This is a genomic window from Kitasatospora sp. NPDC056800, assembly GCF_042789775.1.
In the GTDB taxonomy this organism is placed as follows: domain Bacteria; phylum Actinomycetota; class Actinomycetes; order Streptomycetales; family Streptomycetaceae; genus Kitasatospora.
The window spans coordinates 9,311-20,799 of sequence record NZ_JBHUAL010000174.1 but is presented as its reverse complement, the minus strand read 5'-3'; the positions used below and the strand labels follow the sequence as shown (position 1 = coordinate 20,799).

At 75.6% G+C, this 11,489-nt stretch carries 12 protein-coding genes and 1 riboswitch; of the genes, 4 read left to right on the top strand and 8 right to left on the bottom strand.

What is annotated here, in order from left to right:
- Window positions 1–46: 46 nt before the first annotated feature.
- The 3 genes from ACFRQN_RS30445 to ACFRQN_RS30435 all read right to left on the bottom strand — a co-directional run bounded on the left by ACFRQN_RS30445 (window position 47) and on the right by ACFRQN_RS30435 (window position 2,301).
- A complete protein-coding gene (locus ACFRQN_RS30445; protein WP_074000911.1) occupies window positions 47–436 on the bottom strand; it encodes a DUF3040 domain-containing protein in 390 nt (129 codons plus the stop codon).
- Between the two features lie 492 nt (window positions 437–928).
- Window positions 929–1,681 (bottom strand): methyltransferase domain-containing protein, encoded by a 753-nt coding sequence (locus ACFRQN_RS30440; protein ID WP_049651928.1) that lies wholly within the window; start codon window positions 1,679–1,681, stop codon window positions 929–931.
- A 29-nt stretch (window positions 1,682–1,710) separates the two neighbouring features.
- The gene (locus ACFRQN_RS30435; RefSeq protein ID WP_074000909.1) at window positions 1,711–2,301 is read right to left on the bottom strand and encodes an SAV_6107 family HEPN domain-containing protein; all 591 of its coding nucleotides are present in this window, start codon (window positions 2,299–2,301) and stop codon (window positions 1,711–1,713) included.
- 616 nt (window positions 2,302–2,917) lie between these two features.
- Between ACFRQN_RS30435 and ACFRQN_RS30430 the strand changes: the two genes are divergently transcribed.
- Window positions 2,918–3,520 carry a DUF4126 domain-containing protein gene (locus tag ACFRQN_RS30430; protein WP_049651930.1) on the top strand — a complete coding sequence of 201 codons (603 nt, stop codon included), beginning with the start codon at window positions 2,918–2,920 and terminating at the stop codon, window positions 3,518–3,520.
- Between the two features lie 23 nt (window positions 3,521–3,543).
- Window positions 3,544–5,061: a phytoene desaturase family protein gene (locus ACFRQN_RS30425; RefSeq protein ID WP_380743444.1), complete on the top strand. Its 1,518-nt coding sequence runs from the start codon at window positions 3,544–3,546 to the stop codon at window positions 5,059–5,061.
- A 17-nt stretch (window positions 5,062–5,078) separates the two neighbouring features.
- Here the strand turns inward: ACFRQN_RS30425 and ACFRQN_RS30420 are convergent, their stop codons facing one another.
- Window positions 5,079–5,975, bottom strand: coding sequence for a hypothetical protein (locus ACFRQN_RS30420; RefSeq protein ID WP_380743442.1), 897 nt, complete (start codon window positions 5,973–5,975; stop codon window positions 5,079–5,081).
- Window positions 5,976–6,180: 205 nt separating this feature from the next.
- On the bottom strand, window positions 6,181–7,095 hold the full coding sequence (metF, locus tag ACFRQN_RS30415) for a methylenetetrahydrofolate reductase [NAD(P)H] (protein ID WP_049651933.1): 915 nt from the start codon (window positions 7,093–7,095) through the stop codon (window positions 6,181–6,183).
- 197 nt (window positions 7,096–7,292) lie between these two features.
- Between metF and ACFRQN_RS30410 the strand changes: the two genes are divergently transcribed.
- The gene (locus ACFRQN_RS30410; RefSeq protein WP_380743440.1) at window positions 7,293–8,483 is read left to right on the top strand and encodes a polyprenyl synthetase family protein; all 1,191 of its coding nucleotides are present in this window, start codon (window positions 7,293–7,295) and stop codon (window positions 8,481–8,483) included.
- Window positions 8,484–8,550: 67 nt separating this feature from the next.
- Here ACFRQN_RS30410 and thiE read toward each other — a convergent pair whose 3' ends face one another.
- Genes thiE through ACFRQN_RS30395 form a run of 3 tightly spaced genes read right to left on the bottom strand, consistent with a single transcriptional unit; the run spans window position 8,551 to window position 10,830 of the window.
- Complete coding sequence (gene thiE, locus ACFRQN_RS30405; protein WP_049651934.1) at window positions 8,551–9,204, bottom strand: thiamine phosphate synthase; 654 nt, start codon at window positions 9,202–9,204, stop codon at window positions 8,551–8,553.
- Entirely contained in the window at window positions 9,204–9,569 is a 366-nt protein-coding gene (locus ACFRQN_RS30400) for an Rv2175c family DNA-binding protein (RefSeq protein WP_049651935.1), read from the bottom strand. The genes thiE and ACFRQN_RS30400 overlap by 1 nt, the downstream gene beginning before the upstream one ends.
- A gap of 52 nt (window positions 9,570–9,621) precedes the next feature.
- Window positions 9,622–10,830 carry an NAD(P)/FAD-dependent oxidoreductase gene (locus ACFRQN_RS30395; protein ID WP_117487445.1) on the bottom strand — a complete coding sequence of 403 codons (1,209 nt, stop codon included), beginning with the start codon at window positions 10,828–10,830 and terminating at the stop codon, window positions 9,622–9,624.
- 83 nt (window positions 10,831–10,913) lie between these two features.
- Window positions 10,914–11,026: riboswitch (TPP riboswitch) on the top strand.
- 3 nt (window positions 11,027–11,029) lie between these two features.
- Here ACFRQN_RS30395 and ACFRQN_RS30390 point away from each other — a divergent pair.
- Window positions 11,030–11,489 (top strand): FAD-dependent oxidoreductase (locus tag ACFRQN_RS30390; RefSeq protein ID WP_380743438.1); only part of this gene is annotated, 460 nt, incomplete at its 3' end.

The window sequence follows — 11,489 nt, the reverse complement described above, 5'->3', positions numbered from 1 at the left end:
GTCGATCGACTGCCCGCCCCGGCTTCGTACGTATCGGCCGAGCGGCTCAGAACCCGCCGGTCTGCTCGTCCCGGCGGCGCTGCCAGCGCTGCTCCACCCGGTCCATCATCCCGGCCTTGCGGCGCGGGGCGGCGGCCGGACGGGCTCCGGCGCCCTGGCCCGCGGGACCGCGGCGCCAGCCGGTCACGGCGAACACCGCGCACCCGAGCATCACCAGGAAGCCCACGACGCTGACCCAGATCTGATCCGGTACGACCATGCCGCCCATCAGCAGGCCGATGCCCACCACGAAGCCGGCGACGGCCAGGTAGACCCGCCGACGGGTGTAGGTGCGCAGCCCGGTTCCCTCAAGCGCAGACGCGAATTTGGGATCTTCGGCATACAGCGCTCGCTCCATCTGGTCGAGCAGTCGCTGCTCGTGCTCCGAGAGCGGCACGGAGTCCTCCTACTCGTCGGTCGCGGGTGCGACCGGTCCGCCCACCCCGGTCGGGGAGGCAAGTCCAATCAGCCTTGGGGCACACGGTCGGACGCCCGTGCGGGGGACCCGGCCCGTGTCGTCCATATGCCCCACGCGTCCGGCTGTCATGCTTTCCGGCTTTACCCAGATCATACGGTCCGTGGGCCCGTTACGGGGTGGTCTGCGCCGCGTGGGACGGGCCACTTCGAGCGGGGACGGCCGCATCGGAGTCAACGCGCCACGCCCCGGACAAGTGCCCGATCGGATGGAATCGTCCCGGACCTGGGGAGGTTTGCCGCCGGGCGGCACCGCCCGGCCGCCGCCGGGCCCGGAAACGGGCGGGCCACCGAGGGGTCACGGCGCGGGAACCGGCGGGCCTCCGGGGCGCGAACCACCGCCGTACGGCGGGCAAAAAAAACCGTACGACGGCGGAGGCGCGCGTGAAGGGGCGCGCGGGCCGGGAGGGGCGCCTCAGGCCAGGGTGGCCAGCAGGTGCAGCTGGGTCGCCACGGCGTGGAAGGCGGGCTGCGCGGCGGCGGCCTCCTCCAGCTTCAGCAGCGCGTCCAGCGCGCCCGGCTCGGTGTCCACCAGCACGCCGGGGACGAGGTCGGAGAAGACCCGTACGCCGTGCACCGACTGCACCCGCAGGCCCGCGGCCTCGGCCAGCCGGCCCAGCTCCTCGCCGGTGAAGCGGCGCGGCATCGGGTCCTGCTCGCCCCAGCGGCCGTCGGCGGCGGACAGCACGGTGCGGGCCTCGGTGAAGTGGCCGGCCAGCGCGCGGGCCAGCACGGCGCCATTGCGGTTGGCCGCCAGCAGGCTGACCACGCCGCCCTTGCGCAGGGCGCCCGCCAGGCTGCCGAGCGCCTCGGCCGGGTCGTCCACGACCTCCAGCACGCCGTGGCAGAGCACCGCGTCCACGCTGCCGGGGGCGACCAGCTCGGGCAGGGTCTGGGTGTCGCCCTGGACAGCGCGCACCAGGTCCGTCACACCGGCCTCGGCGGCCCGGCGCTCCAGGGCGAACAGGGCGTCCGGGCTCGGGTCGACCACGGTGACGCGGTGGCCGAGCTTGGCGACCGGCACCGCGAAGTTCCCGGTGCCGCCGCCGGTGTCGACGACGTCGAGCACCGGCTGGTCCAGCTCGGCCGACCGCTTCTCCAGGGCCGCCCGGACCACCTCCCACACCACGGCGGTACGCAGGGCACTGCGGGGACGCGTCGGGTACAAGGTGGGACTCCTTGGCACGTGCAGTTCGATCAGGTTGCCTCCACCTTAGAGCCTGTCCCAGGGATCCTTGCCGGGCCCACGACGCCGTCCGACGGGAGCCGGGGCGGGGGCGGCGCGGCGTGCAGGCCGAGCAGGCGCTCGACCAGGCGCAGGAAGAGGGCGGAGTTGCGGACCAGGTCGTCGGCGTCGCGGGCCGAGGCGGCGCCCCTGATCCCGGCCTCGGCGGCGGCCCGGCGGCGGGCGCCGGCACCGTAGTAGACCGCCCACTCGGCGAGCTCCGGGGCCACCTCGGGCAGCACCTCCCAGGCGCTGCGGATGGCCTTGCGCCGGCGCGGGCTCTTCTCCGGGCGGCCGCGCACCGCCAGGACGGCCGCCACCGTGCGCAGCGCGGCCAGGTGGGCGGTGGCGTAGCGCTCCAGCGGGTCCTCCAGGGCGCGGGCCCGGGTGAGGGTGCGGTGGGCGTCGGCGAGCAGGTCGAGGGCGGCCGGCGGCGCGGCGACCCGGCGCAGCACGGGGTGGACGTCGGCTCCGGCGGGGCGCCCGGCGGACGGGCCCGGGAGCTGCGGCGGGGCGGCGGAGTGGAGGCGGGCGGTGACGGGCTCAGGACGGCTGACGGTCATGGTCTCCCCCGTTCCGAGGCAGCGCGCGGACCGGGTGGTCCGTGCCCCTCCATCGTGAACGGCACCACTGACAATCCGGCCGGGCCAGCCGCGCCCCGGGCGGCTCCGGAAGGGCGTCCGGAAAAGGCGTAGCGGCGGCGGGCGCGGTCCTCCCCCGGTTCCGCGCCGCCGCCGTGCCGTCGCTCCGCCGCTCCCCCGTGGTCGGCGGTGGCGAGCTCCCCCCTCGCGGCCGGTCTCCCCCCGGCCCGCTCCGCCGCCCCGTGTCGGCGGTGCGGGGACCGTGACCAGCCCCGTGGCGGTCCGTCCGCCGCCTCCCCGGGCCGGTTCGGCCGGGGGACGGACGGATCCGCCACCCGGGCGGGCCCGGCGCCCGACGCGCCGCCCTCCCGGGTGCCACCACTCTCCCGTCTCCGCAGGTCGGGGGCCATCCGCTGACGTACTCAACCGCGGATCTGAGTATTTGTACTCAGTGCGCCCCGGCCCGTCCCGGTCCGGCCGGCCGCCGGAACCGGCGGGTGCGTCCACGGCGTCCCGGGTGCCGGGTACGGTACGGCGGGGCCGGGCGGTACCGGCCCGCCGGACGACCAGGGGACGCGATGACGAGGAGGGGGACGCGATGACGGTCCTGCCGCTGATCTTCACCAGCGGACTGGCCAGCGGCATCAACGCCTACGCGGTGGTGCTGCTGCTCGGCCTGCTGGGCAGGTTCGCCGACGCGGACTCGGTGCCGCAGGCGCTGGAGCGCACCGACGTGCTGGTCGTGGCCGCGGTGCTGTTCGCGCTGGAGGCGGTGGCCGACAAGATCCCGTACGTGGACAGCGTCTGGGACGTCGTGCACACGGTGATCCGGCCGGTCGCCGGCGCCACCGTCGGCGTGCTGATCGCGGGCAACGACCCCGGCTCGCTGAGCGAGGTCGCGGCCGGCGCGATGGGCGGCGCCTCGGCCCTGGTCAGCCACCTGGTGAAGGCCTCGCTGCGGATGGCCGTCAACACCTCCCCCGAACCGGCCAGCAACATCGTGGTCAGCATGGCCGAGGACCTCTCGGTGGCCGGCCTGATCACCCTGGCGATCTTCCACCCCTGGCTGGCCGCCTCGGTCGCCGCCGTGGTCCTGGCCGCCGGGCTGCTGCTGGTCTGGCTGGCGGTCAGCCGGATCCGCGCCTTCCGGGCCCGCCGCCGCGAACGCCGGGCCGCCCGGGCGGCGGCGGGGAGCGCCTGAGACTGGTCCTAGGATCAGGTGCCATGGCAAAGATCGTCGTCATCGGCGCAGGAATGAGCGGGCTCGCGGCGGCCTCCCGGCTGGCGACCCTCGGCCACCGGGTGACGGTCTGCGAGGCGGGCGGCACCTACGGGGGCATGGTCGGGCGGTACGAGCGCGAGGGCTTCGCCTTCGACACCGGGCCCGGCCTGCTCACCCTCCCGGCGGTCTACCGCGACCTCGCGCTGAAGACCGGCAAGGAGCCCCTGGAGCAGCTGGTCGAGCTGGCCCCGGTCGACCCGGAGAGCCGGCACGTGTTCCCCGACGGCACCGCCGTCACCCTGCCGAACGCCTCCCGCGGCGGCGTCAGCCAGGCGCTGGACGCCGCCTTCGGGGCCGGCTCCGGCGCCCGCTGGAGCGCGGTGATGAACCACGGCCGGACGGTCTGGGAGGCCACCCGCCGCCCGTTGCTGGAGGAGCCGCTGCCGGCCGAGCGCGGCGTGCTGTCCCCGGCCGACCGGGCCCTGGTCGGCACCGACCCGTACCCCGTCCCGCCGCGCACCGGCCTGGCCCGGCTGCGCCGCGCCCAGCCGTGGTCCCTGGAGCACGTGGCCGCGCGCGAGCTCGACGGCCACCCCGGCCTGACCGCCCTGCTGTTCGAGCCCGCGCTGCGGCACGGCTTCACCTCGGCCATGGCACCCGCCGGGGCCACCGTCCTGCCGTACATGGAGCAGTCCTTCGGCGTCTGGTACGTCCGGGGCGGGCTGCGGGCCCTCGCGGACGCGGTGTACCGGCGCTGCGAGCTGCGCAAGGTCGCGTTCCGCTTCGACACCCCGGTCACCCGGGTGGTCGTCGAGGGCGGCCGGGCGACCGGGGTCGAGACGGCGGACGGCCGGATCGACGCGGACCTGGTGGTCTCCGCGATGGACACCGACGCCTTCTACCGCCACGGCCTGGCCGAGTGGCCGGGGCTGCCGCCCGGGGAGTGGGAGCCGGTGGAGGTGCCCGGCCGCTTCAGCGTGCTGCTCGCCCTGCGCGGCCCCCGGCCCGAGGGCACCCCGCACCGCACGGTCGTCCACGCGGCCGACCCCGCCGCCGAGGCGAACGCCCTGACGCTCTCGGCGCCGCCCTGCGAGCGCCCCACCGTCCAGGTGCTGCGCCCGGACGACCCGGCGCTGCGGCCCGACGACGACCACGAGAGCGTGGTGCTGACCGCGACCGTCCCGGCCCAGGACGAGGTCGACTGGACCGTCCCCGGGTTCGCCGACCGCTACGCCGACCGGCTGCTCGCCCACGTGGACGCGGCCGGCCTGGGCCTGCGCGAGCGGATCCTGTGGCGGGTCGTGCGCACCCCGGAGGACACCCGCCGGGAGACCGGCGCGCTGTTCGGCGCGGTCGCCCGCCCGGCCCTGGCCGGCTCCGCGGGCTCCTGGCTGAAGGCCGCCAACGAGTCCCCCGTCCCCGGCCTCTACCTGATCGGCGGCAACGCCCACCCCGGCGGCGGCCTCGCCCGCGTCGGCATGTCGGCCTGCATCACCGCCGGCCTGATCGGCCCGGCGTAACGGCCCGGTCGGGCCGGTCAGCCCTGCTGGTGCCAGGTGTTCTGCTGCTGGTAGCCGTGGTTCTGGTCGTACATCGGCTGCTGCGGGATGCCCTGGGTGTGCGGGTCGGGCTGGGGCTGCCACTGCTGGGGCTGCTGCTGGGCGGTCTGGTCCCAGGCCTGCTGGTGCTGCGGCTGCTGCGGGTAGCCCGCGTACGGGTCCTGCTGCTGGTGCTGCTGCTGGTAGCCGCCGTACGGGTCGGGCTGCTGCTGGGGGTAGCCGCCGTAGGTCTGCTGCTGGTCGTAGGCGTAGGCGGGCTGCTGCTGGGTCTGCCACTGCTGCTGGTCGTAGCCGGCCTGGTAGGCGGGGGCGTACGGGTCCTGGGGCTGCTGCTGGACCTGCGGCTGCTGCTGCTCGTAGTACCCGGGGGCGTAGACGCCGTCCTGGGCGAGCTCCTGCATCTCGAAGGCGGCGGTCTGCTCGACCTCCGGCACCTCGTCGGGCGCCGGGGAGGGCAGCGGGGTGGGCAGCGGCGCGGGGGCCGGGGTCTCCTCGACGGGGCTGACCTCGCCGACCCGCTTGCGGGCGACCGCGGCGGCCGCCACCGCGGCGGCGCCGCCGGTGAGGGCGCCGAGCAGCGGCACCTTGGCGAGCGGGCCGGGCAGGCTGCCGTCGGGCTTCCGCAGGGACCAGCCGGTCTGGTGGCCGCGCTTGACCGAGAGGGTGACGAAGGCCTGTCCGACCGCGAACAGCGCGGCGCCGGCCCCGATCACCACGACCGAGCCGAGGACCATCCCGGCGGCCACGCCCAGGAAGCCGGCCAGGGCCAGGACCCGCCAGTGCAGCGGTGCCCGGTTCTGCAGCAGCACCTCCGCGACCAGCCAGAGCGCCACCACCGCCAACGCGACGTACAGCAGCAGGTATCCGATGCCCATCCGCCCCGCTACCTCCAGTCGCGTACCCGCGCGTGTGCGCCGCGCGTGTGCGGCGACTGTACCGGTTCAACGGCCGGGGTACCGCATCGCGTTCCCGCCGCCCGGGCACCGGCCGCACACGACCGAGCCCGCCACCGTCGGTACGGTGACGGGCTCGTGAACACCCGGCGTCGGCGCGGCGGGAGCAGGCCCCCGCAGCGCCCGCTCAGCGCTGGTGCAGTCCCAGGTTCTGGTAGATCTCCAGCGTCGCCGTCGAGTGGTTCAGCGTGATGAAGTGCAGACCCGGCGCGCCCTCGGCGAGCAGGCGCTCGGCCATCGCGGTGGCGTGCTCCATGCCGATGGCCCGCAGCGCCGCCGGGTCGTCGATGGCCGCCCGCAGACGGGCCTCCAGGTCGACGGGGAAGGCCGAGCCGCTGAGCTGCGGGAAGCGCTCCAGCTGCTTGGCGTTGGTGACCGGCATGATCTCCGGGATGATCGGCGTCTCGCAGCCGGCGGCCGCCACCCGGTCGCGCAGCCGCAGGTAGTCGTCCACCTCGAAGAACATCTGGGTGATCGCGTAGTCGGCCCCGGAGCGGATCTTCGCCACGAAGTGCCGGATGTCCTCGTCCCAGTCGGTCGAGCGCGGGTGCATGTTCGGGGAGGCCGCGACGCCGACGCAGAAGTCGCCGATCCCCTTGATCAGCTCCACCAGCTCGTACGCGTAGGTGACGCCCTCGGGGTGCTTGACCCACTCGCCCATCGGGTCGCCGGGCGGGTCGCCCCGGACCGCGAGGACGTTGCGCACGCCCTGGTCGGCGTACTGGCCGATGATGTTGCGCAGCTCCGCGATCGAGTGGTCCACCGCGGTGAGGTGGGCGACCGGGGTCAGGGTGGTCTCGGTGGCGATCCGGCCGACCATGTTGACGGTGCGCTCGCGCGAGGAGCCGCCGGCGCCGTACGTCATGCAGACGAAGTTGGGGTCGAGCGGTTCGAGCCGGCGGATGGCGTCCCAGAGCTTCTGCTCGCCGGCCTCGGTGCGGGGCGGCATGAATTCGAAGGAGAAGGAGCGCTTGCCGGCCGCCAGGAGTTCGCGCACCGTCAGTGCGCGATCCGTTCTCGTGGAAGCGATTCCGAGTGCCATGCTGGCAGGCTATCCGGCGTTCGAAGGGGCCGGACAACCGTATTCCATCTATTGAGACAACTGATGGAAGACGTTCCGTTTCGCCCCGGAACGGCTCCGCCTCCCCTCCCCCGCACCCCGGGCCGAGCCGCTCGCACAGCCGTTCCCGGCCGCACCGCTACGCTTGCTGCACCCCAGAGAACCAGCGGAGCCCCATCGTGACCTCGTCCAGCACCCGGCCGGCCAGCCCCGGTTCGGCCCTCAGTGCGGCCACCAGTGCGGCCGGCAACGCGGCCGGCAACGCGGCCGGCAGTGCGGCCAACCCCATGGACGTGGAGGACGTCCGCACCCGTGTCAACGCGGCGCTCGCCGCGTTCATGGACGGCCAGTCCGTGCTCCTCGACAAGATCTCGCCCCAGCTGGCCCCCGCCGCCGACGCGCTGCGCGACTTCCTGCTGGACGGCGGCAAGCGGCTGCGCCCGGGCTTCTGCTACTGGGGCTGGCGCGGCGCCGGCGGCCCGGCCGCGGGCGCGACCGGCGACGCGATCGCCAACGCGGCCGCCGCCCTGGAGCTGCTCCAGGCCAGCGCCCTCGTCCACGACGACCTGATGGACCGCAGCGACACCCGCCGCGGCCTGCCCTCGGTCCACCGCCGCTTCGAGGCGCTGCACCGCGACAGCGGCTGGCGCGGCGACCGCGAGCAGTACGGCGCCTCCGCCGCGGTGCTGCTCGGCGACCTGCTGCTGATCTGGTGCGACGAGCTGTTCCTGCGCTCCGGCCTGGAGCCCGCCGCCGTGCTCGCCGCCAAGCCGGTGTTCGACCTGATGCGCACCGAGGTCATGCTCGGCCAGTACCTGGACGTGCTGGAGCCGGTGGCCGGCGACTCGACGGACGAGGGCGCGCTGGAGCGGGCGCAGACCGTCCTGCACTACAAGTCCGCGAAGTACACCATCGAGCGGCCGCTCCAGGTGGGCGCGCTGCTGGCCGGCGCCGGGCCGGAGCTGGTCGAGGCGTACGGGGCGTTCGGGCTGCCGCTGGGCGAGGCCTTCCAGCTGCGCGACGACCTGCTCGGCGTCTTCGGGGACCCGGCGGTCACCGGCAAGCCGGCCGGGGACGACCTGCGCGAGGGCAAGCGCACCCTGCTGGTCGCGCACGCGATGCGGGGCCTGCCGGCCGCCGACGCCCGGCACCTGGACGAGCGGCTGGGCGCGCCGGACCTGGCGGCCCCGGAGGTCGCCGAGCTGCGCGGGCTGGTCGCCCGCAGCGGGGCGCCGGAGCTGGTGGAGCGCCGGATCGAGGAGCTGATGCGGCAGTCGCTGGCCGCGCTGGCGGCGGCGCCGCTCGCCGACGAGCGGGCCCGTACGGTGCTGCTGGCACTGGCCGAGGCCGCCACCGTCCGCAAGTACTGAACGCACTGACGGGCGGCGACGGCCCCGGGCCGGTCCTGCGGGGTCCCACCGAGACCCGGGACGCCGCTCAGAGCGCGGCGCGCACCCGGCGGGACAGCTCGGCGGCGGCCGCCCGGGGGTCCGCCGCGGCCGTGATGGCCCGCACCACGACGACCCGGCGGGCACCGGCGGCGAGCACCTCGTCCAGGTTGCCGAGGTCGATCCCGCCGATCGCGAACCACGGCCGGTCGGTGTCCTGCTTCGCCGCGTACGAGACCAGGCCGAGGCCCGGGGCCGGGCGGCCCGGCTTGGTCGGGGTCGGCCAGACCGGGCCGGTGCAGAAGTAGTCCACCCCGGGCTCGGCGATCGCCGCGTCCACCTCGGACTCGGCGTGGCAGGAGCGGCCGATCAGCACGTCCTCGCCGAGGATCGCCCGGGCGGCCGGCACCGGCAGGTCGTCCTGGCCGAGGTGCAGCACGTCCGGCCGGGCCGCGTGGGCGACGTCGGCGCGGTCGTTGACGGCCAGCAGCTTGCCGTGCCGGCGGCAGGCGTCGGCGAAGACCTCCAGGGCCTCCAGCTCCTGCCTGGCCTCCAGGCCCTTGTCGCGCAGCTGGACGATGTCCACCCCGCCCGCCAGCGCCGCGTCCAGGAACTCGGCGAGGTCGCCCTGCTCCCGGCGGGCGTCGGTGCACAGGTACAGCCGGGCGTCGGCGAGCCCGGCGCGCGGCGTGTCCGCCGCCATCAGATCAGCATCGCCTGGGCGCGGCGCTTCACCTCGGTGCCGCGGTTCTCCCGCAGCGCCTGGATCGGGCTGCCGGGCAGCGACGGGTCCTCGGTGAAGAGCCACTCCAGGATCTCCGCGTCGTTGTACCCGCAGTCCCGCAGGACGGTCAGGGTGCCGGACAGGTGCTTGACCAGGCCCGGGCCGTCGATGAACGCGGCCGGGACCTGCAGCGACTTGTTGGGGCCGCGCCGGACGGCGATCAGGCCGCCGTTCTTGACCAGGTCACGCACCTCGGTGACCCGGACCCCCCACTGCTCCGAGATGTCGGGCAGGTACATCCAGTCGGTGACCAGGGATTCAATCTTGCTTTCGATCTCACTCACGCCACCAGACTGCCACCTCCGCGGCCCACCGCGCACCAGACCTGCCCCGCGCCTACCCCGCGACGGCCGCCTTCAGCGGTACCGCGGGGTCGGCCGCCCGGGCCGGGTCCAGCGCGGTGCCGCGCTCGATCAGCCGCCGCCCCTGGGCCAGGTCGCGCGGCCGGTCCACGGTCAGCAGCGCGCTCGGCACGCCGTCGCGCAGCCAGAGCACCGACCAGTCGGCGCCCCGCGGGTCGCCGCGCCGGACCAGCTGGTCGCCCTCGGCGTGCCGGCCGGCGTACTGGACCATCCGCCCGAACTGCTCGGACCAGAAGTACGGCACCGGGTCGTAGGCCGGCGCGTCCGCGCCCAGGACGGCGGCGGCCACCGCCTCGCCGGACCGCAGCGCGTGGTCCCAGTGCTGGACGGCCAGCCGGGCGCCGGCCCGGGCCGAGGGGTAGCTGACGCAGTCGCCGGCCGCGAAGACGCCGGGCACCGAGGTGCGCAGCCGCCCGTCCACGACGACGGCGCCGGTCGCGTCCAGCTCGACCCCGGAGCCGGCCAGCCAGCCGGTCGCGGGGCGGGCCCCGATGCCGACCACCACCTCGTCGGCGGGCAGGTGCGAGCCGTCCGCCAGCAGCACCGCGCCGGGCTCGACGGCGGCCACGCCGACCCCGCAGCGCAGCTCGACCCCGGCCTCGGCGTACCAGGCGGCCATCGCCGAGCCGAGCTCCGTCGGCAGCGCGCCGGGCAGCGGCGCCGGACCGGCCTCGACCACCGTCACCTCGCAGCCCGCCGCGCGGGCCGCGGTGGACACCTCGGCGCCGATCCAGCCCGCGCCGACCAGCACCAGCCGCAGCCCGGGGCGCAGCAGCGCGCGCAGCGCCAGGGCGTCGTCCAGGGTGTGCAGCAGGTGCGCCCGCTCGGCGCCGGGCAGGGCGCGCGGCACGGCGCCGGTGGCGATCACCAGCGAGCCGTACGGGAGGTCGCCGCCGTCAGTGTGCAGCACGCCGGGGGTGAGGCCGGTGGCGCGGCGGCCGGTGAGCAGCTCGATGCCGAGCTGCCCGTAGTCGATGTCCAGGGCGGTGGAGTCGGCCTTGCCGAGCAGCACGTCCTTGGAGAGCGGAGGCCGGTCGTACGGCGCGTGCGGCTCCTCGCCGACCAGCGTGATCCGCCCCTGCCGGCCGCCCTGCCGCAGCTTGAGGGCGCACTGCGCCCCGGCCAGCCCGGCTCCGACGACGACCACCCGATCCGTTCCGCTCAGCTCTGCCACGCCCGCCACTGTACTCAGCGCGACGCGGCGGCCTCCGGGCCGTCCGCCCCGCGTACGGGCCTTCGGCCGGGCCGACCCCCGGCGTTAAGGTGGGAGGACCACACGGGAGCCCGGCGGACCGGGCTGAGAGGCGGGCTGACACGGCCTGCGACCGTCCGAACCTGATCCGGGTCATACCGGCGAAGGGAGAAGAGCAGCCTTGTCACGCTTGCCATCAGGCACCCATGCCGACGTGCTGGTGATCGGCGGGGGCGTCATCGGCCTCGCCGTCGCCTGGCGCACCGCGCGGCGCGGGGCGCGGAACGTGATCGTGGTCGACCCCGCCCACGGCGGCGGGGCCGCCGGGGTCGCGGCCGGGATGCTCGCCCCGGTCACCGAGCTCCAGTACGGCGAGGAGCCGCTACTGCGCCTCGGGATGGCCTCGAACGAGCGGTACGAGACCTTCGCCGCCGAGCTCTCCGAGGCGAGCGGCGGCCTGGACACCGGCTACCGCCGCTGCGGCACGATCGCCGTCGCGCTGGACTCCGACGACCGCGAGGAACTGCGCGAGCTGTACGCCTTCCACCAGCGGCTGGGCCTGGACTCGACCTGGCTGACCGGCCGGGAGGCCCGCAGGCTGGAGCCGATGCTGGCCCCCGCCGTCCGCGGCGCCCTGCACGCCGCGGACG